Raw genomic sequence first — 25,987 nt, forward strand, 5'->3', positions numbered from 1 at the left:
TACCTCCCATCATTATAGATGTAGGGTGTCTGATATGACGGGAAAATATGAAGGTAATTTTAACAAATTAAACGCCGGCGCAGGCTTTTGCTTTTACGAGCGCCTGTTTTACCTGCTGAAAACCCGTTCCGCCGGCGCTCATTCTTTTTTCAACCGCGTGATGCGGATCGAGCACAGTATAGATATCTTCTTCAAAGAGACTGCTGGCTTGAAGGAATTCTGCAAACGCCATATCACTTAAATAAATTCCTTTTTCAATGCAGCTGTACACAAGCTTGCCGACCACTTCATGCGCTTCTCTGAACGGCATGCCTTTTTTGGCTAAATAATCGGCAAGTTCGGTGGCGTTTGAAAAATCTTGTTTTGTCGCCTGTTTCATGATGTCTTTGTTTACGGTCATTGTTTCAATCATGCCCGTGAAAATCTGAAGGCTTCCTTCAACGGTTTTCACCGTGTCAAACATGCCTTCTTTATCTTCCTGCAGGTCTTTGTTGTAAGCGAGCGGGAGTCCTTTCATAATCGTGAAAAGACCCATCATATCACCGTATACGCGACCGGTTTTTCCGCGGATCAGCTCCGCCATGTCGGGATTTTTCTTTTGCGGCATCATGCTGCTTCCCGTCGCGTACGTATCATCCAATTCAATGAATCTGAATTCCTGCGAGCACCAAAGGATGATTTCTTCTGAGAAACGTGAAAGGTGCATCATCAGCATACTGCTGCTGCTTAAAAACTCGAGAATAAAATCTCTGTCGCTGACTCCGTCAAGACTGTTTTCATAAATGGCGTCAAAGCCGAGCAGCTCCGCCGAATAATTACGGTCTATCGGAAACGTAGTTCCGGCAAGCGCCCCGCATCCGAGCGGCGATATATTTATCCGCTTCATGGCGTCACGGAAACGCTCTTTATCCCGTTCAAGCATCCAAAAATAGGCGAGCAGATGGTGGGCGAAAGAAATCGGCTGGGCCCGCTGCAAATGGGTGTACCCCGGCAGAATTGTCTCGACATTAGCCTCCGCTTTTTCGATCAGCGCTTTCTGAAACTGTTCAATCAGCACGATGATATGCGAGACATGGTCTTTCAAATATAAATGCATGTCGGTCGCCACCTGGTCATTCCGGCTTCTCCCGGTATGGAGCTTGCCGCCGAGCGGTCCGATTTCTTCGATCAGCATTTTTTCAATATTCAAATGGATATCTTCATAATCAACAGAGAATTCAAGCGTTCCTTCCTCTGCTTTTTGCAGGAGGGTCTGCAGGCCCTGACGGATGGCGCTTTCTTCTTCTTCCGTCAGAATGCCGCATTTTTTCAGCATTGCCGCATGAGCGAGAGACCCTGTAATATCCTCTTTGACTAAGTTTTGGTCGAATGTGATGGATGCGCCGAACTCATCGACCCACTTTTCCGGTGTTTTTTGAAAACGGCCTCCCCAAAGCTTCTTCATGCCTCAATCTGCTCCTTCTTTTTCACAATGCTGTTTACTTTTGTCGGCAGCCCCCAAAGCTCGATAAAGCCGATTGCCGCGTGATGGTCAAAAGCATCGTCTTTTGTATATGTGGCAAGTTTTTCGTCGTAGAGAGAATATTCCGACTTACGTCCTTCTACAATGGCATGGCCTTTAAACAGCTTGACGCGCACAACGCCGGTGACGTGTTTTTGGGTTTCTTTCAGGAATGCAAGCAGCGCGTCTTTTAACGGCGAGAACCATAAACCGTTATAAATGATTTCAGACAGTTTTTGTTCAATTGCCGGCTTGAAGTGAGCCACTTCTTTCACCAAAGTCAGATCCTCAAGCTCTTTGTGAGCCGTAATCAAAGTCATTGCGCCCGGGCATTCATAAACTTCACGGGACTTAATGCCGACCAGGCGGTTTTCGACATGGTCAATCCGGCCGATTCCGTGCTTTCCGGCAGTCTCGTTCAGCTTGAGAATTAAATCAGCAAGCGGGTAGGATACGCCGTCGATTGAAACCGGAACACCGGCTTCAAATGCGATTTCGATGATTTCGGGAACGTCCGGCGTGTTTTCAAGAGATGCTGTCAGGTCATATGCCCCTTCAGGCGGCGCCGCCCACGGATCTTCTAATATACCGCATTCATTGGCGCGGCCCCACAGATTCTGGTCGATGGAATATGGGCTGTCAAGATTGATCGGAATCGGGATGCCGCGGCTTGCGGCATATTCGATTTCTTCTTCACGTGACCACTGCCACTCACGGACCGGAGCGATGACCTCCAGATCAGGGTTTAATGATTTAATGGATACTTCGAAACGAACCTGATCGTTTCCTTTTCCCGTGCAGCCGTGCGCTACGGCCACCGCATTTTCTTTTTCCGCCACTTCGACGAGTTTTTTCGCAATTAACGGACGGGATAATGCAGATACGAGCGGATACTTGCCTTCATACATTGTATGAGCCTGCATAGAAATGAGCGCGTACTCCCGGGCGAATTCTTCTTTCGCATCAATCACATAGGAGTTTACGGCGCCTACTTCCAGCGCTTTTTGCTGAACGAATGCCAAATCCTTACCTTCACCTACGTCTAAGCAGCAGGCAACAACGTCGTACCCCTGTTCTTGTAGCCATTTTATCGCTACAGAAGTATCAAGCCCTCCTGAGTATGCCAATACAACCTTTTTTTGTTCTGCCATGTTAAAAGCTCCCTTTGTATAAAAATTAGTTTTAATTAATAAAAATGCATTTTGTATGTATACACTGTAACAAGTAAATTTTGTTTTTTCAAGCCTTTTATAAAAAAAACTCCACCCAATTTTTTGAGCGGAGCAGAGGCTTTATATATTTATAAATCTTTTCGGATTTCCCGGAGCACATGGGGCAGTTCAGGAATAATCAGTTTACTCATTGCAAGCCTGACGGCGCCTGAGGAACCCGGTGTGCAGAAGACTGCGGTATTTTGGATTACACCCGCTGCCGCTCTGGACAAAATGGCGGCAGAACCGATGTCCTCGGTATAGCTCAGCATGCGGAACAGCTCGCCGAATCCCGGAAGCTCTTTTGAAAACAGCGGCGTGACCGCTTCAATTGTGACATCCCTTTCGGCAATGCCCGTCCCTCCGTTTAACAGCACCGCATCTGTATATTCATCCATACAGCCGGATAAAACGGCTTTCTGCAATTCATCTTTTTCATCTTTTACAATGTCGTAAGCGACCGTTTCAAATCCCGCTTCCCTGATGAAATCCATCATGACGCGTCCGCTTTTATCGGTTTCTTTCGTTCTCGTGTCGCTGACCGTGATCACCTTGCAGCGAACCGCTGACGGGGCTTCTTGTTTATGTTCATGCACACTCATTGTTTCACCTCATCATTTATGTAATAAACATATCGTAACGTTTGATTGTGCGGCATTCAATAAAAAAGCACACCCCTTGGGATGTGCTTTTTTTCGATAATTACTGTGCAAGGCGGACAACGTCGCGTGCGATCATGACCTCTTCATCAGTCGGAATGATGATGACTTTGACAGGAGAGTGAGGATAGCTGATAAACGCTTCCTCGCCGCGCACGTTGTTCAGCGCAGGATCCCAATAAACACCCATGAATTCTAAGCCGCGAAGTACGCGTTCTCTGACTTCAACGCTGTTTTCACCGATACCGGCCGTGAAAATAATGGCGTCAACGCCGCTCATTCTCGCCGCGTAAGAACCGATGTATTTATGGATTCTGCTCGCGAACACTTCAAGAGCCGTTTCCGCTCTTTCGTTGCCTTCTTTTGTAGCTTCAACAATATCGCGAAGGTCGCTTGAGAAGCCGGATATGCCAAGCAGTCCGCTCTTCTTATTTAACGTATTTAATACTTCATCCGCCGTCTGATCTGTTTTTTCCATAATATACGGAATCAAGGCAGGGTCGATGTTTCCTGAACGTGTTCCCATCGCCACACCCGCAAGCGGAGTGAAGCCCATTGACGTATCAATGGATTTTCCGCCTTCAACGGCTGCGATACTTGCTCCGTTACCCAAGTGGCAGGAAATCAGGCGCAAATCTTCAAGCGGACGGCCGAGAAGCTCAGCAGCGCGCTCTGTCACGTATTTATGAGACGTGCCGTGGAAACCGTATTTGCGAATGCCGTATTTCTCATAGTATTCATACGGAAGGCTGTACAGATAAGATTGCTCAGGCATCGTTTGGTGGAACGCCGTATCAAACACTGCAACCGCAGGCACATTCGGAAGCACTTCTTTAAAGGCTTTAATGCCGACGATGTTTGCCGGGTTGTGAAGCGGCGCAAGTTCTGAAATCTCTTCAATCTCACTGATTGTTTCATCTGTAAGCAAAACAGAATCGCTGAATTTTTCTCCGCCGTGCACCACACGGTGGCCGATTCCGTCAATTTCATTTAAATCCTTTATAATACCGAATTCAGTCAGCTTGTGAAGCAGCATCTTCACCGCAACCGCATGATCCGGAATATCTGTCACTTCTGTATTTTTTTCGCCGTTAACAGAGATAGTGAAAACGCTGTCGGCGATACCGATCCGTTCTACTAAACCTTTTGTTAGCACCTTTTCTGAAGGCATTTCGAATAACTGAAATTTTAAAGATGAGCTTCCTGCGTTAATTGCAATAATTTTAGACATAAATGACGCTCCTATCAAAATTCTTCTTCGTTTTTTCGTTCTTTTTTCCCAGACCGTAACTGCAGTCCAAAAAATATCTGACTTTTTCATTTAAACATTGTCAACTCAGCATTTCAAGTCAACATCCACATTGGTACCGCTTACAAAATGAAGTCGTTATTTTCTGATAAATTCTCCTTGTGCCAAATGGACGGCACGGACTTACGGAATTTTATTTTCTTTCCTTAATTTGTGTTATTCCCCTGATTTCCATTCATTTTAATAAGCAAAAAGGCAGCGCGGATTCTGGGTCACGCGCTGCCTTTTCAGCCATTATTTTTCTTTTTGAATCCATTGATCCAATTTTGCCATCATCTCCCGCATCGCCTGCTGGTTCGCGAAGGAAGGAAGATTCGCCAAAAGCGTTTGTTTCGGCGGGGTTGCTTCTCCGCCTTTTTTTTGCAAAATTAAAATGCTCTTTGCCTGCGCTTCGTCTTTAAACAGAGTAGCCGGCAGCTGAAGAAGAGCGTTAATATACACTTTTTCCGCCAAAAATTGCTTCAGTTTATCGCTTTGGGCGCTGTCAAACAAATGATTCGGGATCATAAAAAATAAGTATCCGCCCGGTTTTGTATGCTTGACGCTCTGCTCAATAAATAGGTGGTGGGCAAATGAGTGGCCTTCATCTGCTTTCAGCTCAAACGCTTCAGCGCCTTCGTCATTCGGATAGTAGCCGACCGGCAGATCGCAGATGACCGCATCAGCGGGTTCGATAAATAACGGCTGAAGACTGTCCTGGCAGAACAGCTCCATTTCTTTTTCCTGCAGATTCGCCTGAGCATAAGCAATCTTCAGAAGAACATCATCAATATCAATGCCGAAGCTTTTTGCCGCTTTGTCAGAAAGCTGGTTTGCCACAGTCAGCAGAAGATTTCCGGTGCCGCAGGCGGGATCCAGCAATGTCAGGCCTTTTTGACCGCCCGTAAATTTATTCACGAGGTAACTGATGAAAAGGCCGATCGTATCAGGCGTCATCTGTCTGTTCGGATGGGATTTATCTTTCAGCCCTTTTAAAATGGCGAGCTGAAACGCCTTGCGGATCCATTCATGCTCCCATTTTTTGAAGTCTGCTTTCGCAAGCAGGCTTTTAAGCTCGCCGGTTTGCTTTTCCTGAAGCGGCAGCTGTTCGGCCGTCTCGAGAAAATACATCTCTCCCGCTTCCGCAAGCCCCTCAATATAGGACAGCTGAAGGCCTTCTGCTATCACTCGGGCTGCTTCATCTAAAAGTTCATAAATCTGACCGACATGGTCGTGTTGCATACTGTTTCCTCCTTGCCATGAAAAGAGCTCCGCGGCAGCACCCGGAGCTCTTTTCACTCTTTACTTGATTAACGCTTTTGCAGCTTCGATAGGCTTTTCATAATTCGGGTGGTTTGTCGCTTCACTTACATATTCAGCGTAAACGACTTTTCCGTCTTGATCGAGAACGAAAACGGAACGTGCCAAAAGACGAAGTTCTTTGATGTAAACACCGAATGCTTCACCAAATGACATCTCTTTATAATCCGATAATGTTTCAACTTTGTCGATTCCGTTCGCTCCGCACCAGCGCGCTTGTGCAAACGGGAGGTCGGCGCTGATTGTATAAACGTTCACATCACCGAGTTTTGCTGCTTCTTCGTTGAAGCGGCGCGTCTGTGCGTCACATACGCCTGTGTCAATGGAAGGAATAACGGATATGATCGTTACTTTCCCTTTCATATCTGCTAATGTTTTCTCTTCTAATCCGTTTGTCAAAACCGTAAAGTCAGGAGCTTGGTCACCCGGTTTCACTTCTTGTCCGATCAGCGTCACGGCTCCGCCTTTAAATGTAATTTCAGCCATTCTGATTCCTCCCTTATCTATGTATAGCTCTATCATAGTCGAGTTTCAGGCAAACTGCAAAGGTTATGCCGCATCGTAAAAAAAGCTAACTGCGGGCGGCAGTTAACTTTTCTCTTATAAATCGATATCCGTTCTTTTTTGGTTCCGGCCTTTTTCATTCTTTTTAAACATATGCTGGATGCGTTCAATCGTTTGAGGCGCGGAGTCTAACAGTTTATCAATCAGATGGGTGTTTTCGTCTAAATGAAGCATACGCACGCCGTTTGTTCCGACAATCAAAAACGCAATCGGCGTAATGGATACTCCGCCGCCGCTTCCGCCGCCGAACGGGAGCTTCTGCTCTTTTCTTTCATCGTCCTCGGTTCTTTTTTCAGCCGGCTTTCCTCCAAACTCGCTTCCGCCCGCCGCAAATCCGAAGCCGACTTTTGATACCGTTAAGATTACGCTGCCGTCAGGCGTTTCAACCGGATCGCCGATGATTGTATTCACGTCAATCATTTCTTTTAAATTTTCCATAGCGGTTTTCATTAAACCTTGAATGGGATGGTCTGCCATATGCGCTCCTCCTTAAACTGATGAATCATTCTTTGAAGCAACCGGAACCGGCTGTTTCTTTCGTATGATAGAAAGTCCGTTCCGCCCGTATTTGAGCAATTTGAAAGCTGCACCTATAAGATGTCCAAAACGAAAAAAGAATATACACTGTAAATGCGTCTTGGAGGCAGGCACTTGAAAAGACGGAATGACTTCGCACACCGGTTTATGTATAAAACGCAGATGGTCGTACAGCATCGCCGTAAGGCCTCCCTTTACGGCCCACACGCCTCCGGCGGCGATTCCCGTAACGGCGGCGTCCTTTATTCCGATAACCGTCACCCATTCGAACTTCGTCACACGGACTCCCGCAAGAAACGAAGCACCGATTTGACGCATCCTGACGACCTGCTGCAGAATCATTTCTATTCTGTCAATGGTCTGTTTGACATCTTCAAATGTGATTTTTTTCTTCTCTTTTTGCTGGCCTTTCATTTCGGATTTCGTGTCCTGTTTAACATCAATTGACGCATCTTCGCTGTTTACTTTAATGACGGGCAGCGTTTTTTTTATACGGATCAGCCCGTGTAAGGCCGAGAGTTTAAACGTCATTTTGTCGTTATCCTTATCATGCAGATATTCGAAAGCCAGATGGATTTTCATCCTCATGAGCAGCCAGGCCAAAATGAGAATGAGAATAACAGCTGCTGCGGCATATCCCATAAGCTTCACTTCCTTAGCTGCATTATCGCCAAATCCCAAAAAAATAAACCCGGACGTTTCTCCGGGTTTACTGCTTTTTATTTGCGGTACAGCGCTTCGTGAATCACCGTGGTGTCGGCAATCAGATCGTGAATCCCCTGCTTTTTGGGCGTAAATGCAATGACGATGTAAAGAATCCAGATTTTATCGATATAACGCCCCACCGCTTCTCTGAAAATGACGGTGCCCCATGTCAGCGGCTTTCCGGGCGCCAAAGGAGTGACCTTTAACCCGAAAACCATTTTGCCGAGTGTCTGGTGAAACCATTTTGTCATGAACACAAAATAGGCGAGGTAGACGATCAAGGTTGTGACGGAATAGACTGAGATTGTAAACATTCCGCTTGTTTTCGGGAGATTCATCAGCGTGAAAACCGGTGAAACGATGAGATGGTTAAGTCCCCAGATCACCAGCCAATCGAGAAGAAACGCCCAAAACCTGATCCAAAAGCCCGCGTATGCCGGCTCGAGCGCCCTCTGTTGTTCGGCTTCCTCTTCTTTGCCGTGAAAGCCTTCGTAAGTCGCGTCCATTCTTTCTTCCCCCCTACTTTGCATAGAGATACATCATCCGCGGCGAACCGGATTGCGAAATAAGCTCTTTCATATTCAGAAAATCAATTTCGCTTTTAAACATTTTCGCTGCGCTCATCGAAAAGAGCGAGCTTAATCCGAATCCTTCTTCGTATGTGATGACTGAAGCGTTTTTCATATTTTTATGATCCTTTTTCATCGCGCTGATCGTATCATCGTAAAAACCGAGCTCATCAACAAGGCCGATTTTTTTCGCCTGTCTGCCGTCATAGACACGGCCGTCAGCAATTTTTTTCACATCAGCTTTTGACATGTGCCGCCCTTTTGAAATGACATTGACAAATCCTTCATAAGAATCGTTGACCATCGTCTGCATGATCTTTCTTTCTTCCTTCGTCATGTCGCGGGTCGGAGACATGATGTCTTTATGCGCGCCGCTTTTAATCGTTTCAAACTTGATGCCGAGTTCATCGGCAAGCTTAGAATAATTGACGCTTTCCATAATGACTCCGAGTGAGCCGGTGATCGTTTCCGGTGAAGCATAGATCTTATCGGCGGCGGTTGAGATATAGTAGCCTCCCGATGCCGCCATGGAGCCCATGGATACGTATATCGGTTTCTTCGTTTCTTTCTTTAGTTCTTCCAGTTTTTTATGTATTTCCGCGCTTTCGTATACGCCTCCGCCAGGGGAATTGATTTTCAGGACAATTCCTTTGACGCTTTTATCTTCTTTCGCACGCTCAATATGTTTTAAGAACGATCTGTGATCATACCCGCCTGAGCTGAGCAAGCCTGCGGACTCGCCGCTGTCCTCGATCGTGCCGTCCACTTCAAGCACGGCGATTTTACTGCCGGGGCTGCCCTCATCGAGCGTCACTTCCTCTGAGTCATCTGTCAGCGAGGCAAAGTCAGCCCCTGTATCTCCGACATTTTTCAGCACCCCGACGGTCACACTTGCGATTACTGATACGCCGAAAATGCCGATGGCGATGACGAGCGCAATCCATCTTTTTGCATTCATTCTGTTCTGCCTCCTTTTCTGTCAATATTCGTACGTTCCCCCGTAAAAAAAGATTCATTTTTTTCATGAAGCGCTTTCACTTAACGGATAAACAGGAAACATGTTACACTATTGCCACAGGTATTTTAACACAATACCTGCTGGGAGAAAAACGTAAATATGACAGCAAAGGGGAATGGAGATATGACCGATCTTCGCCGCAATGTTTATTTTTTTCACAAACAAGACAACGAAACAAAAGAACAAGTCAGCTCTCTTACGCAATTGGCTGAATCGCACGGTTTTACAGTTGCGGCTCACCCGGAGGATGCGGGGATTATCGCCAGCATCGGCAGCGACGGCTCATTTCTGCAGGCCGTCAGAAAAACCGGATTCCGTGACGACTGCCTGTATGTCGGCATCGCTAAAAAAGGAAAAGCCCATTTGTATTGTGATTTTCACAGCGATGAGCCTGAAAAAATGGCGGACAGCATGACCGCGGAACAGCTTGAGGTCAGAAAATACCCTCTTATTCACGTAACGGTGGACGGCAGCAATCATTTTCACTGTTTAAACGAGGTTTCCATCCGTTCAAGCATTATTAAAACGTTTGTGATGGATGTGTTAATTGATGATCTTCACTTTGAAACATTCAGGGGAGACGGCATGATCATTTCCACCCCGACAGGCAGCACAGCCTACAATAAATCCGTATCAGGCGCGGTTGTCGATCCTTTGATTTCCTGCATGCAGGTATCCGAACTGGCCTCTTTGAACAATAACACATACCGAACACTCGGATCTCCGTTTATTTTAAGCTCGGACCGGAAGCTGACACTGCAAGTGGTGCAGGACGGCAATGAGCATCCGATTATCGGACTTGACAATGAAGCGCTCAGCACGCGGAATGTCAAAAAAGTTGAGATTACTCTTTCCGATAAAAAGATCAAAACGGTGAAACTAAAAGACAACTCTTTCTGGGAAAAAGTAAAGCGCTCATTTTTATCATAAAAAAAGAGGACGGGCATTAACGCCTGTCCTCTTTTTCATATACTATACGGCCGCCGACGACGGTTTTGACAGCTTCCAGTTTATGAAGACTTTTCGGGTCCATTTTAAACGGATCACCGCTGAGAATGGTAAAGTCGGCATCATAGCCGGGGGCTATCCGTCCGCGGCTATGTTCTTTATGGATGATTGCCGCGCTTCCCTCCGTGTAAAGCTGAATGGCTTCGTACACGGTCAGACACTCTTTTTCATAATAGGCCGGACCTTCCGGGTGCTGCTTGCTAGTACGGAGCACAGCCGATTGAATGCCCAGAAGCGGATCGGCCGGTTCTATCGGGGCATCTGAGCCTCCGGCGCACAGCAGCCCTTTTAACAGCAGTGTTTTCCAGGCAAAAGCCGTTTTCATCCGCTCTTCGCCGAGCCGGTCAATCACCCACGGAAAATCACTGGCGACAAAATGCGGCTGAAGATCAAGGCCGATCGGAAGCCGGGCGGCTCTTTCAATCAGACCGTCATCTAATACCTGCGCATGAATGAGTCTGTCAAGCTGTCCGGGCTTTGCCGGATATCTTTCGATAACATCCAGCACCTTTTCAAAGGCGAGGTCGCCAATCGCGTGCACGGCGATTTCCATCCCTTTCTCTCTCACTTTAGAAACAAGAGAGGCAAGTGTTTTGTCATCGTGCACCTGAACGCCGGAAACAGACGGATCATCATGATAAGGCTGTTTCAATAGGGCTGTTCTTCCGCCGAGCGCGCCGTCTGCAAATATTTTCATCGCTCCGTATTCCAAATACGGGCCGGTCGATTTGTCCAGAGTGCTCCACCTGTCGACGGCTTCGTGATGAACGAGCAGATGGGCGCGAAAAGGAAAAAGGCCGCTGCCGGTTATTGACTCGTACGCGGCAACAGGAACGGACGGATCTCCGTAGTATGACAGATCCTCTGAATGCCCGCCGGTCAGGCCTTTTGACCAGCAGTCCGTGACCGCCGTTTGAAGAGCGCGTTTGACATAGTGAAGTGAGACGGGCGGAAGAGCCTGAGTCACAAGCTCTTGGGCTTTATCCAGCAGAAGGCCTGTCGGACCGGCGCTGTCCCGGACGATAATCCCGCCGTTTGGATCAGGTGTTTCGTTTGTAATCCCAGCGGCTCGCAATGCGGCCGAATTGACCGCAACGGCGTGCCTGCATACCCGCTTCAGCAGGACGGGGCGGTCGGGAAAGAGCGGGTCAAGGTCATGCTTCGTTACGTAAACCGGCCGCTCAAACAGATTTTCATCCCAGCCTTCGCCGATCAGCCATTCACCATCTTCCAATTCACGTTCTGCTTCTTTAACGGCTTGCAGTATTGCTTCTTTTGAGGTTAGCTGCGACAAATCAAGGCGAAGCTGTTTTTCACCGTGTCCGATTAAATGCATATGACTGTCCGTAAACCCGGGAAACATGACTGCCCCATGTAAATCGATTTCCTCCGTATCAGACGAACCGTATGTTTCACGGAGCTCCCGGAAGCTGCCCGTCTGTATGATGATGCCGCCTTCAGTATAAACGGCTTCAGTGACATGGTTCTTCTCAAGCATTGTATAAATGGTGCCGCCGTGCCATATCGCTTTCATCCCCGCTCACCCTTTTTTTATATTATGCTTTTTTATCCGCCTTCAGCCGTTCTTCGCGCTCTCTCAGCTCCACCCGTCTGATTTTTGCAGACGCCGTTTTCGGCAGACTTTCGACAAATTCAATTTCTCTCGGATATTTGTAAGGCGCCGTAATCGTTTTTACGTGGTTTTGCAGTTCTTTGATAAGTCCGTCACTGCGCTTTTCATCGTTTTGCAAAACGACATAGGCTTTTACGATTGAACCCCTGATTTCATCCGGACTCGCCACGACGGCGCATTCTTTCACTTCCGGATGCTTCACAAGCGCGTCTTCTACTTCAAAAGGCCCGATTGTATATCCGGAGCTGACGATAATGTCATCATTGCGGCTTTCAAACCAAAAATAGCCGTCCTCATCCTTTTTCGCGCGGTCGCCTGTAAGAAAGTAATCTCCGCGAATCTGCTTTTTCGTTCTTTCAGGGTCTTTATAATATTCCTTGAATAAGGCCGGTGTGCTCAAGTGCACGGCGATATCACCCGTTTCGCCTGTTTCGCATACTTCGCCTTCATCGTTTATAATTTCAACTTGATTTCCCGGTGTCGGTTTCCCCATGCTGCCCGGCTTAATATCCATATTCTTCAGGACGCCGACTAACAGGGTGCTCTCCGTTTGGCCGTAGCCGTCTCTCACTTTAATGCCGAAATGTTTCTGGAATACGTCAATGACTTCCCGGTTTAACGGCTCACCCGCAGAAACTGCGCTGTGCAGAGCGGAAAGATCATATTTGTCCAATTCCTCCACCTTTGCCATCAGGCGATATTCAGTCGGCGTACAGCAGAAGACATTAACCTGATGGCGCTCCAGCAGTTCTAAATACGTCTTGGCGTCGAATCTGCCGTGATAAATGAAGCCTGTTGCGCCGCTTCCCAGAACGGCAAGCAGCGGGCTCCACACCCATTTCTGCCAGCCGGGCGCCGCGGTGGCCCAGACCGTATCGTCTTCAGAAATATCCAGCCATGCACCGGCGGATGTTTTTAAATGGGCAAAGGCCCATCCGTGTGTATGTACAACGCCTTTAGGCTGGCCGGTCGTGCCTGAAGTATAGGATAAAAATGCCATATCCTCTCTTGTTGTATCTGCTGTTTGAAAACTGTCTCCGTCCGCTTCAATCGTTAAGAGGTTTTTCCAGCCGGCATCATTTTCACCAATGGACAATGTCACCAGCTGATCGGTGTTCACCTCGTCAAACGCGTTTATAAATGAAGGATAAACGATCACGCCCTTAACATCGGCGTGTTTGATCCGGTATTCAAGATCTTTAGCACGAAGCATCTCCGAGCAAGGAATGACGACCATACCCGCTTTTAAGATCGCTAAATAAACGGCATACGCTTCAAGCACTCTAGGAACCATGACAATCAGCTTATCGCCTTTTTCAAAGCCGAGACCTTTCAGGCGGGCTCCGATTTTATTCGTTTCTTCCATCAGTTTTTCATACGTCCAGACTTTCTTGCTGCCTGTTTGATCCTCCCAAATAAGCGCGTTCTTCTCTTTGGAACGGCTGAACTTTTCGATTTCATTCACAAGGTTATAGTTCTTTGGGGCGATTAAATCTTCTCGTTTTAACACGAAACAACTCCTCACTTTCTTTCCCCATTATACATAAACATAGGACGTTACAATAAAGATATGCATAAATTGCTTCCCGCCTTCTACCTTTATTCATGAAAAAAGAGCGGGGAATTCCCCGCTCTCTTAGCCATTATGTGAAGTTGTGATTAAAACTGTTGCTGGCTGCTTCCGCCCATGCTTTGCTGAGCAAAAGAAACAAGACGTTTTGTGATTTCTCCACCGACAGAACCGTTGGCGCGAGAAGTTGTTTCCGGTCCAAGGTTTACACCGAATTCAGAAGCGATTTCATACTTCATTTGGTCGATAGCTTGAGCAGCTCCTGGCACTAAAAGCTGGTTGCTGTTTCCGCTGTTTGATTGTTGTGACATGTGTATCACCTCCTTGTGAGTATAGAATGTGATAAAACACATGTCCTCATTCAAAAAAACTTTGGTAATTGTATACAGTTCTAAAACAGGTCCGCAAATTTATCGTGAGCTTCTTGTTCTGAATAAACAGTTATGGTTTCGATGCCGGCAGCCGCCTCTGCAATCAGCGGTTCAAAATCAACGAAGCTTTCGAAGTGCTCGATTTTTTCTTTTTTCGGGCGTGTTTTCGGACTTGGCGGCGTAAAGATGGTGCAGCAGTCCTCAAACGGCTGAATGCTTGTTTCATAAGTGCCGATTTCTTTTGATTTCTCGATAATTTCTGTTTTGTCCATTCCGATTAAAGGGCGCAAAACCGGTGTTGCCGTCACGGCATTGATCGCATACATGCTTTCAAGCGTCTGGCTCGCCACTTGGCCGAGGCTTTCCCCCGTAATAATTGCGAGCGCTTTTCGTTCTTCTCTGATTCTGTCTGCGATTTGCAGCATGAGACGCCGCGTCGCTGTCATCGTATAGTTTTCCGGAATTTGTTTTTGAATGAGTTCCTGCGTTTTTGTAAACGGCACGATATGAAGTGTCATACTTCCTCCGAACCTTGCAAGGCATCCCGCCAAATCTATGACTTTCTGCTTTGCCCGTTCGCTCGTATACGGCGGACTGAAGAAATGCACGGCTTCCACTGATAATCCCCGTTTCATCGCGTAAAACCCTGCTACCGGACTGTCAAAACCGCCGGAAAGCATCAGCATCGCTTTACCCGCAGAACCGACGGGAAGACCTCCAGCGCCTTTTTCATCACGAATGGTCAGGAATGTCGCTTCCTCCCTGATTTCAATCCGGAGCGGAATATCGGGATTCTTCACATCGACGGTTAATCCTTCCGTGTTTTTCAAAATGTGGCCGCCTATCTCAGCGTTCATTGCGTTCGTATCTAACTCAAACTGCTTGTAAGCCCGTTTGGTCGCGACCTTAAAAGTATTTCCCGGTGTATATTGGCCTTCCATTGCGGCTAATGCCGTTTTTTTAATGTCTTCCAGCTTACTTTCGCATTTAATTGCGAGACTGAAGCTCTGAATGCCGAATATATTCTTTAATAAGGAACATATTTCCTCCGGGTTTTCTCCATTAAGAGTAATTGACATCCGGTCCCGGTTGGAAAAGTATTTTACTTTTTTATAATCCTTTAATACCAGGCGGATATTCTGTTTTAATCTTTCAATAAAACTGCGTCTGTTTTTTCCTTTTGTGGATATTTCACCAAAACGGATTAAAATATGGTCGTAATTCATATGCTACCTCATCATTTTTTTTAGTTTTTGAACAGCCGGCACAAGCACGGCCATAAACGGCTCTGTGATGTCAGCCGTGTGGCTGAAATTCAGGCTGACTCGGATGCTGCTTGATGCAATCTGTTCGCCTTTATTCATTTGCAGGAGGACACGGCTCGGTTTATGCTCTCTTGCCGAACATGCCGCGGTTGTGGAGACGTATATTCCTTTTTCCTCAAGCATGTGCAGCAGCACTTCCGCTTTCACACCCGGAACGGAAAAATTAATGATATGCGGCGCGCTGTTTTCAGCAGGAGTGTTGATGACGACCCCGTCCGTCCTGCTCAGCCTTTCCATAAGCGCATTCTTAGCAGCATCCACTGAAGAAAGCCGCTCGTTCATATCACGTGCGGAAAGATTGACCGCTTTTGCAAGGGAGACGGCGCCTGCTGTATGTTCTGTTCCGGCACGGACGCCTTTTTGCTGCGAGCCGCCCGTAATAAGGGGAATGAGCCGCGTTCCTTTTTTGACGATGAGCGCCCCGGTCCCTTTTAAGCCGTGAAATTTATGCCCTGAAATGGTACACAGATCAATGCCCGCTTCTTCTATAGACAGCGGGACTTTATGAATGCCCTGTACATGATCAACATGAAACAGAATATTCCCATGCTGTTTCAACAGTCCGCCGATTTCCTTTACAGGCTGGATGGAGCCGACTTCGTTATTGACATGCATAACGCTGACGATTATCGTGTCCGGCCTGATAGCCGCTTTTACGTCTTTTAAAGAAACGAAGCCGTCTTGATCGACCGGAAGATATGTGACTTCAAAGCCAAACAGCTCTGTCAGCTGATCAAGCGTCTCCGTCACAGAAGGATGCTCAATCGCTGAAGCAATGATATGTCTTCCTTTATTCATGTTGGCCCAGGCGGCTCCCTTTAACGCAGCGTTGTTCGCTTCAGTCGCTCCTGATGTAAATACAATATCATAATTTTTTAAACCCAAGGTTTTTTTTATTTGCTGAGCGGCCGCTTCAAGGAGCTGCTCCGTCTCAGTTCCTAGCCGGTGCAGAGACGAAGGATTGCCGAAATAACGGCTGCTCGTCTGTTTATACACATCCAAAACCTTTTCATACGGTTCGGTCGTTGAGCTATTGTCTAAATATATCATTTTTTTTACTCCTTTAATGAAAACGGTACATCGTATGATATTTATGCTACCATAACAAAAGTAAATATAAATTCGCAATAAATCGAGTATTGACTTCTCTGGACATTGCCATATAATAAGTAATGTTCGTTTTGTTATATTATCTGACAATTAATTGACAGAATATTTCAACATAGTATTTAGGAGGACTTTTATGAAACACTCACTACCTGTCAAAGATACCGTGATTATCGGTTTCATGCTTTTCGCACTTTTTTTCGGGGCAGGAAACATGATATATCCGCCGGAGCTCGGGCAAGCGGCAGGACATAATGTCTGGAAAGCGATGGGCGGTTTCTTACTGACCGGCGTAGGTCTGCCGCTATTAGGTATTATCGCCATCGCATTAACGGGAAAAGATGCAAAAGGACTTGCCGATAAAGCTCATCCGGTATTCGGCACGATTTTCACCGTTGTGCTTTATTTATCAATCGGGCCGCTTTTTGCGATTCCGAGAACCGGAACCGTTTCATATGAAATCGGTGCAGTTCCGTTCTTAAGCGGTGTTCCGGAAAGATTATCTTTATTTGTTTTCACTTTAATCTTTTTTTCCATTACGTATTATTTAGCTCTCAATCCATCCAAAATCGTGGACAGAGTCGGGAAGATTTTGACTCCCATTAAATTCGGTATTATTTTAATCATTGTCATTAAAGCCATCGTCACTCCGATGGGCGGACTGGGCGCCGTACATCAGTCATACTCCGGAACGCCGGTGTTCAAAGGATTTTTGGAAGGCTATAAAACAATGGATGCGCTCGCTTCGATCGTCTTCGGTGTTGTGGTGGTCAATGCTGTTAAGGGCAGGGGCGTCACCCAGCGAAAAGCGCTCGCGGCCGCTTGTATTAAAGCGGGACTTATTGCAGCGGCAGGTTTGACATTCATTTATTTATCTTTGGCCTATTTGGGAGCGACAAGCACAAACGCTGTAGGGCCGCTCGGCGAAGGCGCAAAGATTTTATCAGCTTCATCTGATTACCTGTTCGGTTCATTAGGAAACATCGTTCTCGGTGCCGCCATCACCGTTGCGTGTTTAACGACGAGCATCGGGCTTGTCACATCTTGCGGCGAATATTTTTCAAAATTGATTCCCGCTTTATCATACAAAATGGTGGTTACGATTGTCACGCTGTTCAGCCTGGCGATTTCAAATTTCGGGCTTGCTGAGATCATTGCATTTTCAGTTCCTATTCTATCAGCCATTTACCCATTGGCGATTGTCATTATTGTCCTTTCCTTTATTGATAAAATCTTTAAGGAAAGACGGGAAGTCTATATCGCCTGCCTGATCGGAACGGGACTGTTCAGCATCTTGGACGGCTTGAAGGCAGCCGGCATTCCGCTCGGATCACTAGATTCATTCTTAAACGCGAATCTTCCGCTTTACAGCATTGGAATCGGCTGGGTGCTTCCGGGCATTGCCGGAGCGATCATCGGCTGTATCATCACGTTTTTTACCAGCCCGCCAATCGAATTGAATAAAGCAAAATCGTAACATTCAGCGTCTGCGGCTTGACGTATATCAGCCGCAGGCGCTTTTTTATATTCCGGGAGAAACAAAAAAACTGCACCTCTGATTTCCATCAGGGTGCAGTTTTTGCTTGTACGCTATGAAGCAGATTGATCAGCTTTAATTTTTTTCACGGCGCCGGGAGCCGCTTTTTCAACAGCAGCCACCGCCATCTCGTAAGCTTCATTATAGCTGTAAGCGTAAAACAGCCGCTCCGCTTCTTTCAGCTGTTCGGATAAAATGTGATTCTGGCTTCGGAAACGGTTGCCGTACTGGATGATCCGCTCAATAAGCTTCACCTGAATCACCAGTTCTTCCGCCTCTTCACTGACTTCCGCAACCATCTTTTCAGCTTCAGTCAGATGTTTGGCGGCTTCCTCCATGTTTAACGGCAGCTCTTCCAATTGGCTGACGGTTTTTTCTATATGATGATTTGCCGTCTCGAGCTTGTCCTTGACCTGTTCAGGAATACCCGGCACATTGCTTTTTTGCAGCATTCTGGCTGTGTCAGAAATGGTTTTCCGAAGCTGCATCAGCGTTTCCCGCGCCTGCAGTTCTTCTTTTCTGAGCGCCTGCAGATTTTCACGGTATTCGGCATGTTCTTTCTGAGCCTCTTCCATCTGCTTTTCGATGGCCTCGACTTCTTCAATCAGCAGAGAGTAAGCGACATGCTCTCCGTCAAGTTTTTCTCTCGCCTGCTCTAGGAGCCGGCCGATCGTTTCCATCTGTTTTTCAAACGCGTGCTGTCTGCCGATTTCTCCCGCCGTCAGCTGATAGCTTTCCTTGACGAGCTCTGTTTCGGTTTTTGTGCGGTCTTTTTCTTCCTCAAGCTTCTCATACGCGATGATCAGTTCAGGCATTTTGCTTAAGACGGACTGTCCGGCTTCCACTTCGCCTTCCAGCTGTTCATACATCGATTGAATTGTTTCATCAATCAGCTGAAGAATGGCGGACGCTTCGTCGACATCCAATTCTTCCAAAAGCGCGTGTTCGGCCCGTTTCACTTGATTTGTGAGTGTCTCCAGCTCTTTTTCGATTTGAATATGTTCCAGTTTGTAGCCTTTTTCCGTCATTTCCCGGTAGCCGTCTTTCAGCTTGGCAATTTGGTTCGGCACGGTCTGTTTACAGTCCGCGAGCAGTTTCGGAACGTCATCTATGTATGTTTGAAGCTGATCCAGCCTGCGGTCCTGTTCAAGCAGCACTTTTCTCGCTTTGATGTAATTGCCGCCTTCCGTCTCTTCTTCGAACACTTTTATGCCGCTCCAGATTTCGTCGAGATCCGTCTCCAGGCTGTTATAAAGCTCTCCGTAGAGATGGCTGTACGCCAGAAGGTTCTTCCGCGCTTTTGAATACCGCTCACGCACCTGTTCAATCTCTCCGCGGCTTTTTTCCTCGCTCGTCACAAGGTCGCTGATCTCACGCAGTATGCCTTCTATATTTGATTCGGCGGCGGTGAGGAGATCGTCGATGTGGACAAGCACCTGATTCGCTTTTTTAAACCGGTATTTGTCGGCGTTCTCTTCGGCATCATAAAGGAGCTCTTCTACTTTCGGCAGATGGGCTGTGACAATTTCATCCCACTCCTCGCGCCATCTTTCAAAGAACTCTTCCGTCTCTCCGGTCATTTTCAGATGTTTGATCTTGGACATTTCTTCCACAATCGAACGGTTTAAAATTTCAATCTTCCATGACTCCAGCCGGTCAATTTCCGTATAAATTTTTTTCCTGAAAAAGTAGCCCGCCGCAAAGAGTGCGAGCAGTATAACCAATAATCCGATGACTAACTCCATAATGAGCCCCCTTGTTGTTCTCTTAATCTGTCAGGGTGTTTTATGTATTCAGAAAGATTTCAATATATGTATTGAGAAAATCTGTCGTTTTCATTGTTATTATGATACCATGTAACCAACATTTTTTGACCAGAAATCAAAAACTTTTTGCATAATTTCGGCAGGATTCTGCAATTTTTTAATGGAGTGACAAAAATGGAAAAACGAGACGCTCATATCCACACGCCTTTTTGCCCTCACGGCTCGAAGGACGCGCTGAAACAATATGTCGAAAAAGCCCTGGAAAGAGGCTTTACATCTATCACATTTACAGAGCATGCCCCCCTCCCTCCGTCTTTTCAAGATCCTACACCGCTTCGAGACAGCGCCATGGCTCTCAGACAGATGGAGGCTTATTTGGATCAGGTCTCACAATTAAAAAAGGAATACATGGGACAAATCAGCATCCTGACAGGGCTTGAAACCGATTTTATCTCAGGGTATGAGGAGGAAACCGCGGCGTTTCTGAATACATACGGCCCCTCACTGGATGACGGCATTTTATCCGTTCATTTTTTGAAGGCCGGCCCGTCTTATATATGCCTCGATTATGACGAGCACTCGTTTCAGCAGCTGGCCGCGCACTTCGGAAGCATTGAAGCGGTATATGAGCAATACTATGAAACTGTGTATTCTTCCATTGTAACACCGCTCGGCCCCTTTAAGCCAAAACGGGTCGGCCATATCACACTCGTTAAAAAATTCGCGCGCCTTTTCCCTTACAGCATGTCACCTCAAATAAGAGAGCTTGTGACCCGCTGCCTTGACGCTGTGAAGAAGCACGGAATGGAGCTGGATGTTAATACATCCGGGCTCAGAAAGAAGTTTTCCGGGGAAGTATACATGGAGGATTGGATGGCGGAGACGGCGAAGCAAAAAAAAATCCCGCTCATATTCGGGTCGGACGCCCATCAAGCGGAAGATGTCGGCAGTTCCTATGAAACGTACAAAAGCATCATTACTTCATAAGCACCGCATCAGGCCGGCGAAACACGCTTTCGATCCAAATCTTCACCTCTTCAAAATACCTTTTATAAAAATACGGTTCATGAGGCTGCATATAGAGCACCTCCGTAATATATTGAGGCTGAAGATACGGCATCATCAAGAGGGATTTCAATTGCAGAATAAAATGGGGCACGGGCAGCGTCAGACGCCTATGCCGTGACTGCCCTTCTTCGATCACCAGCTGGAAAATATATTTTTCTTTCATTAAATAAGTAGACATAATTTCCCTGATAAGCACAGAATCAATCGTCACTTCCCGGTACACAAACCGCGTTAATTGACGATGATCGTGCTGATAGGATAAAATATCGAAAATCACCCGCAGGATGCGTTCCTGTGCGTCTTCACCGTTCATACTGACTGCGGCGTTTTCCAGCGCCTCAGTGTAGCCTTCGTAAAACTCGGAAACTAAATGTTCCATTAATCCGCCTTTCCCTTTAAAATAGTAGGAGATGTGCGCAACATTTACATCAGCTGACTTTGCGATTTCACGGACGGACGTGCCGGAATAGCCTTTTTGGTTAAACAGCTGGACAGCGGCGTTAATAATTTTGTCTTTGGTGCTTACTTTCATACGGCTCACCCCTTTATGTTACCAATTCAAGCCGAAGGGCGCCGTTCCTGTAAGAACTTCTCGACAAATGCCGGCAGAACGGCCGGAACTTTGTTTGATATTATAGAAAAAGTGAGGGTTTTCCATGTTTCATGTCGAAAAACAATCCGGAGATAAAGAAAAAAGTTATCAGCTTCTGCTTAAACAGCTCGAAGCCATGACAGAAGATGAAACGGATGCGATCGCAAATTACGCGAATGCGTCAGCGCTTTTATACCATTCCTTACATGAGGTCAACTGGGCGGGGTTTTACTTCGCTAAAGAGGGAGAGCTTGTGCTCGGACCGTTTCAAGGGCTTCCTGCCTGTGTGCGCATTCCGTTCGGCAAAGGCGTATGCGGCACCGCCTACTCTAATGGCGCGGTGCAGCGGATTGCCGATGTGAATGCATTCCCGGGACATATCGCCTGTGACGCGGCTTCCCAGTCAGAAATCGTTCTTCCGATCCGCGTAAACGGTGAAGTGATCGGTGTGCTGGACATTGACAGCCCCGTGAAAAACCGTTTTGATGAAACAGACGAATCCTATTTAGCACAGTTTGTTGAAACGCTTGAAAAACGATTAGGATAAAAAAAGGAGTTCGGCCCGCAGGCCGGCTCCTTTTTTACGTCGCGGTGCTGTTTTGATGGATGATCAGCCGGTTTTTACCGCTCCGCTTGGCGGTATAAAGCGCCTCATCCGCTTGCTGAACGAGCATTTTCAACGGCATCGGGTCAGTCTTTGACCAGCAGGAAACACCGCAGGAAATCGTCACGCGCGGTTCGGTGTTTTCCCGGATGGCGCGGACCAGCCTTCTGGCGATGCGTTCTCCGGATGATACGTTGATATTCGGCAGATAGACAGCCAGTTCCTCGCCTCCCCACCTCGCAGCGACATCGTGCTCCCGGATATGGTTTTTCATAACGGAGGCCACCTGTATCAGGATCGAATCCCCCGTTTGATGACCGTATGTATCATTAATGTTTTTGAAATTATCGATATCAACGAGGATGAATACACCCCGTTTATGAATTTTCATGCTGTATTGAATCTTCTCATCCAAATAGGTTCTTGAATACAGCTCCGTCAGCTGGTCTGTCTGAACAAGATGCTCAAGCCTGTCGCGCAGCATGGAGTTCGTGACCGCCAATGTCGCATGGTGAATGAGCGCCTGAAAAAGCTTATACATTTCAAACGTAAAAGCGTATAAATCCTTTTTCAATAAAATCGCAAATCCGAAGACGGTGTCATTTTCGATCATCGGCACCGCCATCAGCGAACCGTAGCCATTTTCGCCGAATACAGTCTTTCCGCTGCCGATAAACACACCCTTTTCTCCTTCGAACAGCTTTTCTTTCACAATGCTGATGTATGAGTCCGCACGTTCTGTCTTAAAAAAAGCGGTATGTCCGGGGAGCAGATTCTGCGCTTCAAAATGGTCAATATGAAAAAAAGCCACTTCTTCCGCATGAAACGTTTGAATCATAATGGCGGCGAGCTCTCGCATCGTATCAGTGAGTCTGAGGCGCTGATTCAGCTGACGCGATGTTTCATTAATGAGTTCAAGATTCGCAATGCTTTTTTTCGATTGCTCATAGAGCTGCGCATTTTCAAATGCTTTTCCCGCTGCGCCCGTAAGCAGCATCATTTCACTCAGGGAACTGCACGAAAGCGCGGCATCCTGCAGCCCCTCAGCCTTCAGAACCCCGTAAGTCCCCTGCTGGCCTTTGATCGGCAGGTAAGCAGATGACCTGCCTTTCCTGAGCATTCTGCCTGACAAATAAACCTTCAGGGCAAACGGGTCGGCGTCTTCTCCGTCCATATGCAATTCTTTTGCGGGGAGCTGTCTGTCCGTATCCTGATCCTGCGAGATGAACAGTGAAAAACGGAAAGACTGGAAAGCCTTCCTCAAACTCGCCTGCAGTTTTTCCAATACTTCATCCTGATCTAAAAGCGAATGGAACATTTCTGTCATTCTGTGAATTTTCCGCTGATGCTTTGTTTTGTCAAACAGCCCGCTTTGTCTCACAGATTGATTGATAAATTGAGTAACGAGCTCAGGTAATGATTCCGGGATCGGAAGTCCGCTTTCCGAGCGCAGATAAAAGGATCTGCCGGACGTCTGATTCCTGATCACAAAACGGCAGTCACTCTCTTTCAGCGGAGCATAATTCGGTTCCTCTTCTGTTTTTATGGTGAAACGTGTTGATTCAGCCGGTGAAAGGGTCAATGAAAGAGATGTAAAGCAGGATTCAAGAGCTGAGGCCAGCCATAACAGCGATTCGGATAATGAGACGGATTCAGATTTCGTCAAGAAAAAAGAAAGCATTTTCTGATGAAAGGCCGTAACTTCATCGATTGTTTGTTTTTTCATTTTTATCACCTAAACATGTACTACTCATTTTTGTACATTATATCATAAACCGGCAGTCTTCATGGAGAAATGGTTGACGGCGGCGGGGAAAAATCATATAATGTTCTTTGTGTGAAATATTGCAGCCTTTTTGTTCAGCTTCTGTGTTTTCATTTTGTTCCTTAGCTGTAAGGTGTATCGTGTAACTCTCTGCTGCTGGAGCGAGGATACATGAAAACAAAATGTGCACGGTCGGATCGAACAGACGGTTTTTATTTTCCACAAAATAAAACCAAAGGAGGAGTCACATTATGGCTCGCTATACAGGTCCATCTTGGAAACTGTCTCGCCGTTTAGGAATCTCTCTTAGCGGTACAGGTAAAGAATTAGAAAAACGCCCTTACGCACCAGGTCCTCACGGTCCGGGACAGCGTAAAAAACTATCAGAATACGGTTTGCAATTGCAAGAAAAGCAAAAACTTCGTCACATGTACGGTGTAAACGAACGTCAATTCCGCACATTGTTTGACAAAGCTGCAAAAATGACTGGTAAACACGGCGAAAACTTCATGATTCTTTTAGATGCACGTCTTGATAACGTTGTGTACAAGCTTGGTCTTGCACGTACTCGCCGTCAAGCACGCCAATTAGTAAACCACGGTCACATCCTTGTTGACGGAAGCCGCGTTGACATTCCGTCTTACCAAGTAAAACCTGGTCAAACAATCGGTGTTCGCGAAAAATCAAGAAACCTTTCTATCATCAAAGAATCTGTAGAAGTAAACAACTTCGTTCCTGAGTACCTTACTTTCGACGCTGAAAAGCTTGAAGGTACATTCACTCGTCTTCCAGAGCGCTCTGAGCTTGCTCCGGAAATTAACGAAGCGCTTATCGTTGAGTTCTACTCTCGTTAATTGAAATGCTCTTTAAAGAGCATTGGATTAAACCCCGGAAATGTTGTGATGACAATGTTTCCGGGGTTTTTCTTTTGGTTGTGTAAACTGCCCCGGTACTCAGCCGTTTATCCCGGAGAATAAAAAAAGCACCCGATCATCCGGGTGCTTTTTATCGTATTTCATTCTTTAATCACACCATACTCAGCTGCGGTTCGAATAATTCGTAGTGGATCGATTCTGGCGGTGTATTGAATTCAGAAATCAGCTTTTTCATTGCTTTAATGAATGACGGTGATCCGCACAGGTAAAAATCAGCATCTTTATCTGTCATCACTTCTTCTAAAAGCTGCTTGTCAATCCGGCCTTCCCGAAAACGAATGTTTTCTGAACGGTCTTGTTCGGACGGCTCACTGTAAATAAAGACAGTGTCAACGGATGAATGTTCCGCAGCTTCCTCAGCTTCATGCCGCAAAGCATGATACTCTCCGCTCCTTGCCGCATGGATAAAAAGAACATTTCGCTGCGGCTGGGTTTTCACAACCGTTTTTAACATGCTGATCATCGGCGTAATCCCGACACCGGCACTGATGAGAACCAGGTTCTTCCTTGAGGCAGGATCCAATATGAAGTCACCGGCCGGGGCGCTGATCTCGATTGAATCTTTTTCATGTAATTGGTCATGCAGATAAGAGGAAACAATCCCTTCTTTTTTTACAGAAATCCGATAATAATCCTTACCGGACACGTCCGATAAGCTGTACTGGCGGATATGCGTATAACCCGTGTCCGGAATGTATACTTTAACACTGATATACTGTCCTGCTTTGAATTCAGGCAGCGGCTGTCCGTCTTCCGGTTTTAGATAAAATGACGTTATCTCTTTGCTTTCTCTGACTTTTTTATCAATTATAAACGGCTTATAGTCTTTCCACCCGCCTTTTTGCATTTCCGCTTGTTCATACATGTCCTTCTCAATTCCGATAAATGCGTCTGCAATTACGCCGTATGCTTTTTCCCACGCCTGAATGACCTCAGGAGAAGCCGCGTCCTGTAACACATCCTTTATCGCTATTAACAAAAACTTTCCAACGATTGGGTAATGCTCGGGCTTAACTCCGATACTCCGGTGTTTATGGCTGATTTGTTTAACGACGGGAATTATGTTTTCCAAGCGGTCAATATTGGCGGCGGCTGCAATCACTGCATTCGATAAGGCTGTACGCTGGGTTTTTTTCTTTTGATTCGTCTGGTTAAAAATATTCAACAGCTCAGGGTGATGCTGAAACAGCAGGTCATAAAATCGTCCTGTGATTTCTTCACCATGCTTTTCCAATACCGGCACTGTGCTTTTAATGATTGCAATTGTTTTTTCATCGAGCATTCTGAAATCCCCCCAAGATGTATGCATCTCGATTGAGCTGAGAAAAGAATCG

Annotated in this window: 24 protein-coding genes; 5 read left to right on the plus strand and 19 right to left on the minus strand. The window is 46.5% G+C overall.

Translation table 11 applies throughout. From position 1 onward, the window contains the following. Positions 1-67: 67 nt before the first annotated feature. From argH to sppA, 10 genes are all read right to left on the minus strand, one after another. Positions 68-1,444, minus strand: coding sequence for an argininosuccinate lyase (gene argH / locus QRX25_RS13685; RefSeq protein WP_065522570.1), 1,377 nt, complete (start codon positions 1,442-1,444; stop codon positions 68-70). Continuing rightward, positions 1,441-2,652, minus strand: a complete 1,212-nt coding sequence (locus tag QRX25_RS13690; protein WP_013353175.1) for an argininosuccinate synthase — start codon at positions 2,650-2,652, stop codon at positions 1,441-1,443. The genes argH and QRX25_RS13690 overlap by 4 nt, the downstream gene beginning before the upstream one ends. 149 nt (positions 2,653-2,801) lie before the next feature. Beyond that, the gene (locus tag QRX25_RS13695; protein WP_013353176.1) at positions 2,802-3,314 is read right to left on the minus strand and encodes a MogA/MoaB family molybdenum cofactor biosynthesis protein; all 513 of its coding nucleotides are present in this window, start codon (positions 3,312-3,314) and stop codon (positions 2,802-2,804) included. Positions 3,315-3,414: 100 nt separating this feature from the next. Continuing rightward, complete coding sequence (locus QRX25_RS13700; RefSeq protein WP_013353177.1) at positions 3,415-4,602, minus strand: acetate kinase; 1,188 nt, start codon at positions 4,600-4,602, stop codon at positions 3,415-3,417. A gap of 312 nt (positions 4,603-4,914) precedes the next feature. Beyond that, on the minus strand, positions 4,915-5,901 hold the full coding sequence (locus QRX25_RS13705; protein ID WP_115997747.1) for a class I SAM-dependent methyltransferase: 987 nt from the start codon (positions 5,899-5,901) through the stop codon (positions 4,915-4,917). A gap of 60 nt (positions 5,902-5,961) precedes the next feature. Then, positions 5,962-6,465: a thiol peroxidase gene (gene tpx / locus QRX25_RS13710; RefSeq protein ID WP_212098685.1), complete on the minus strand. Its 504-nt coding sequence runs from the start codon at positions 6,463-6,465 to the stop codon at positions 5,962-5,964. 114 nt (positions 6,466-6,579) lie between these two features. Further along, positions 6,580-7,020: a GerW family sporulation protein gene (gene ytfJ, locus QRX25_RS13715; RefSeq protein WP_013353179.1), complete on the minus strand. Its 441-nt coding sequence runs from the start codon at positions 7,018-7,020 to the stop codon at positions 6,580-6,582. Positions 7,021-7,032: 12 nt separating this feature from the next. After that, positions 7,033-7,722, minus strand: coding sequence for a DUF2953 domain-containing protein (locus tag QRX25_RS13720; RefSeq protein WP_065982068.1), 690 nt, complete (start codon positions 7,720-7,722; stop codon positions 7,033-7,035). 77 nt (positions 7,723-7,799) lie between these two features. Next, positions 7,800-8,291 (minus strand): RDD family protein, encoded by a 492-nt coding sequence (locus tag QRX25_RS13725; protein ID WP_115997749.1) that lies wholly within the window; start codon positions 8,289-8,291, stop codon positions 7,800-7,802. A 13-nt stretch (positions 8,292-8,304) separates the two neighbouring features. Next, positions 8,305-9,312, minus strand: a complete 1,008-nt coding sequence (sppA, locus tag QRX25_RS13730; protein ID WP_212098688.1) for a signal peptide peptidase SppA — start codon at positions 9,310-9,312, stop codon at positions 8,305-8,307. A gap of 183 nt (positions 9,313-9,495) precedes the next feature. On the opposite strand from sppA, the gene QRX25_RS13735 reads away from it, so the two are divergent. Further along, a complete protein-coding gene (locus QRX25_RS13735; RefSeq protein ID WP_212098691.1) occupies positions 9,496-10,302 on the plus strand; it encodes an NAD kinase in 807 nt (268 codons plus the stop codon). 16 nt (positions 10,303-10,318) lie between these two features. Here QRX25_RS13735 and QRX25_RS13740 read toward each other — a convergent pair whose 3' ends face one another. From QRX25_RS13740 to QRX25_RS13760, 5 genes are all read right to left on the minus strand, one after another. Further along, positions 10,319-11,914: an amidohydrolase gene (locus QRX25_RS13740; protein ID WP_212098694.1), complete on the minus strand. Its 1,596-nt coding sequence runs from the start codon at positions 11,912-11,914 to the stop codon at positions 10,319-10,321. Between the two features lie 22 nt (positions 11,915-11,936). Then, positions 11,937-13,523 carry an acyl-CoA synthetase MbcS gene (gene mbcS / locus QRX25_RS13745; protein WP_212098697.1) on the minus strand — a complete coding sequence of 529 codons (1,587 nt, stop codon included), beginning with the start codon at positions 13,521-13,523 and terminating at the stop codon, positions 11,937-11,939. A 149-nt stretch (positions 13,524-13,672) separates the two neighbouring features. Further along, positions 13,673-13,894, minus strand: a complete 222-nt coding sequence (locus QRX25_RS13750; RefSeq protein ID WP_007408043.1) for an alpha/beta-type small acid-soluble spore protein — start codon at positions 13,892-13,894, stop codon at positions 13,673-13,675. 80 nt (positions 13,895-13,974) lie between these two features. After that, positions 13,975-15,180, minus strand: coding sequence for a tRNA uracil 4-sulfurtransferase ThiI (gene thiI / locus QRX25_RS13755; protein ID WP_065982073.1), 1,206 nt, complete (start codon positions 15,178-15,180; stop codon positions 13,975-13,977). A gap of 3 nt (positions 15,181-15,183) precedes the next feature. Then, entirely contained in the window at positions 15,184-16,329 is a 1,146-nt protein-coding gene (locus tag QRX25_RS13760; RefSeq protein WP_212098700.1) for a cysteine desulfurase family protein, read from the minus strand. 193 nt (positions 16,330-16,522) lie between these two features. Here QRX25_RS13760 and brnQ point away from each other — a divergent pair, with 193 nt between their 5' ends. Next, positions 16,523-17,863, plus strand: a complete 1,341-nt coding sequence (gene brnQ, locus QRX25_RS13765) for a branched-chain amino acid transport system II carrier protein (protein WP_212098703.1) — start codon at positions 16,523-16,525, stop codon at positions 17,861-17,863. A 113-nt stretch (positions 17,864-17,976) separates the two neighbouring features. On the opposite strand, the gene ezrA is transcribed toward brnQ, so the two are convergent. Continuing rightward, positions 17,977-19,668, minus strand: a complete 1,692-nt coding sequence (ezrA, locus tag QRX25_RS13770; RefSeq protein WP_212098706.1) for a septation ring formation regulator EzrA — start codon at positions 19,666-19,668, stop codon at positions 17,977-17,979. A 195-nt stretch (positions 19,669-19,863) separates the two neighbouring features. On the opposite strand from ezrA, the gene hisJ reads away from it, so the two are divergent. Next, the gene (gene hisJ / locus QRX25_RS13775; RefSeq protein ID WP_212098709.1) at positions 19,864-20,676 is read left to right on the plus strand and encodes a histidinol-phosphatase HisJ; all 813 of its coding nucleotides are present in this window, start codon (positions 19,864-19,866) and stop codon (positions 20,674-20,676) included. Here hisJ and refZ read toward each other — a convergent pair. Then, positions 20,666-21,289, minus strand: a complete 624-nt coding sequence (refZ, locus tag QRX25_RS13780; RefSeq protein ID WP_065982078.1) for a forespore capture DNA-binding protein RefZ — start codon at positions 21,287-21,289, stop codon at positions 20,666-20,668. The genes hisJ and refZ overlap by 11 nt on opposite strands. Before the next feature lie 124 nt (positions 21,290-21,413). Here refZ and msrC point away from each other — a divergent pair, with 124 nt between their 5' ends. Then, positions 21,414-21,896 carry a free L-methionine (R)-S-oxide reductase MsrC gene (gene msrC, locus QRX25_RS13785; protein WP_065982079.1) on the plus strand — a complete coding sequence of 161 codons (483 nt, stop codon included), beginning with the start codon at positions 21,414-21,416 and terminating at the stop codon, positions 21,894-21,896. Positions 21,897-21,930: 34 nt separating this feature from the next. Here the strand turns inward: msrC and QRX25_RS13790 are convergent, their stop codons facing one another. Then, complete coding sequence (locus tag QRX25_RS13790) at positions 21,931-23,679, minus strand: sensor domain-containing diguanylate cyclase (protein ID WP_115997756.1); 1,749 nt, start codon at positions 23,677-23,679, stop codon at positions 21,931-21,933. Between the two features lie 290 nt (positions 23,680-23,969). On the opposite strand from QRX25_RS13790, the gene rpsD reads away from it, so the two are divergent. Next, on the plus strand, positions 23,970-24,572 hold the full coding sequence (gene rpsD / locus QRX25_RS13795; protein WP_003152406.1) for a 30S ribosomal protein S4: 603 nt from the start codon (positions 23,970-23,972) through the stop codon (positions 24,570-24,572). Between the two features lie 172 nt (positions 24,573-24,744). On the opposite strand, the gene hmpA is transcribed toward rpsD, so the two are convergent. Next, positions 24,745-25,935, minus strand: coding sequence for an NO-inducible flavohemoprotein (hmpA, locus tag QRX25_RS13800; RefSeq protein ID WP_212098712.1), 1,191 nt, complete (start codon positions 25,933-25,935; stop codon positions 24,745-24,747). Positions 25,936-25,987 lie beyond the last annotated feature (52 nt).

Origin of the sequence: Bacillus sp. L381, assembly GCF_030284525.1 — a bacterium.
In the GTDB taxonomy this organism is placed as follows: domain Bacteria; phylum Bacillota; class Bacilli; order Bacillales; family Bacillaceae; genus Bacillus; species Bacillus amyloliquefaciens.

Excerpts from the sequence above, each read along its gene's own strand:
- refZ (WP_065982078.1), bottom strand. The coding sequence starts at position 21,289 with ATGAAAGTAAGCACCAAAGACAAAATTATTAACGCCGCTGTCCAGCTG.
- ezrA (WP_212098706.1), bottom strand. The coding sequence starts at position 19,668 with ATGGAGTTAGTCATCGGATTATTGGTTATACTGCTCGCACTCTTTGCG.
- QRX25_RS13750 (WP_007408043.1), bottom strand. The coding sequence starts at position 13,894 with ATGTCACAACAATCAAACAGCGGAAACAGCAACCAGCTTTTAGTGCCA.
- QRX25_RS13690 (WP_013353175.1), bottom strand. The coding sequence starts at position 2,652 with ATGGCAGAACAAAAAAAGGTTGTATTGGCATACTCAGGAGGGCTTGAT.
- QRX25_RS13700 (WP_013353177.1), bottom strand. The coding sequence starts at position 4,602 with ATGTCTAAAATTATTGCAATTAACGCAGGAAGCTCATCTTTAAAATTT.
- hmpA (WP_212098712.1), bottom strand. The coding sequence starts at position 25,935 with ATGCTCGATGAAAAAACAATTGCAATCATTAAAAGCACAGTGCCGGTA.
- thiI (WP_065982073.1), bottom strand. The coding sequence starts at position 15,180 with ATGAATTACGACCATATTTTAATCCGTTTTGGTGAAATATCCACAAAA.
- QRX25_RS13705 (WP_115997747.1), bottom strand. The coding sequence starts at position 5,901 with ATGCAACACGACCATGTCGGTCAGATTTATGAACTTTTAGATGAAGCA.
- argH (WP_065522570.1), bottom strand. The coding sequence starts at position 1,444 with ATGAAGAAGCTTTGGGGAGGCCGTTTTCAAAAAACACCGGAAAAGTGG.
- msrC (WP_065982079.1), top strand. The coding sequence starts at position 21,414 with ATGTTTCATGTCGAAAAACAATCCGGAGATAAAGAAAAAAGTTATCAG.
- rpsD (WP_003152406.1), top strand. The coding sequence starts at position 23,970 with ATGGCTCGCTATACAGGTCCATCTTGGAAACTGTCTCGCCGTTTAGGA.
- QRX25_RS13720 (WP_065982068.1), bottom strand. The coding sequence starts at position 7,722 with ATGGGATATGCCGCAGCAGCTGTTATTCTCATTCTCATTTTGGCCTGG.
- tpx (WP_212098685.1), bottom strand. The coding sequence starts at position 6,465 with ATGGCTGAAATTACATTTAAAGGCGGAGCCGTGACGCTGATCGGACAA.
- hisJ (WP_212098709.1), top strand. The coding sequence starts at position 19,864 with ATGGAAAAACGAGACGCTCATATCCACACGCCTTTTTGCCCTCACGGC.
- QRX25_RS13735 (WP_212098691.1), top strand. The coding sequence starts at position 9,496 with ATGACCGATCTTCGCCGCAATGTTTATTTTTTTCACAAACAAGACAAC.
- brnQ (WP_212098703.1), top strand. The coding sequence starts at position 16,523 with ATGAAACACTCACTACCTGTCAAAGATACCGTGATTATCGGTTTCATG.
- QRX25_RS13790 (WP_115997756.1), bottom strand. The coding sequence starts at position 23,679 with ATGAAAAAACAAACAATCGATGAAGTTACGGCCTTTCATCAGAAAATG.
- ytfJ (WP_013353179.1), bottom strand. The coding sequence starts at position 7,020 with ATGGCAGACCATCCCATTCAAGGTTTAATGAAAACCGCTATGGAAAAT.
- sppA (WP_212098688.1), bottom strand. The coding sequence starts at position 9,312 with ATGAATGCAAAAAGATGGATTGCGCTCGTCATCGCCATCGGCATTTTC.
- QRX25_RS13740 (WP_212098694.1), bottom strand. The coding sequence starts at position 11,914 with ATGAAAGCGATATGGCACGGCGGCACCATTTATACAATGCTTGAGAAG.
- QRX25_RS13725 (WP_115997749.1), bottom strand. The coding sequence starts at position 8,291 with ATGGACGCGACTTACGAAGGCTTTCACGGCAAAGAAGAGGAAGCCGAA.
- QRX25_RS13695 (WP_013353176.1), bottom strand. The coding sequence starts at position 3,314 with ATGAGTGTGCATGAACATAAACAAGAAGCCCCGTCAGCGGTTCGCTGC.
- QRX25_RS13760 (WP_212098700.1), bottom strand. The coding sequence starts at position 16,329 with ATGATATATTTAGACAATAGCTCAACGACCGAACCGTATGAAAAGGTT.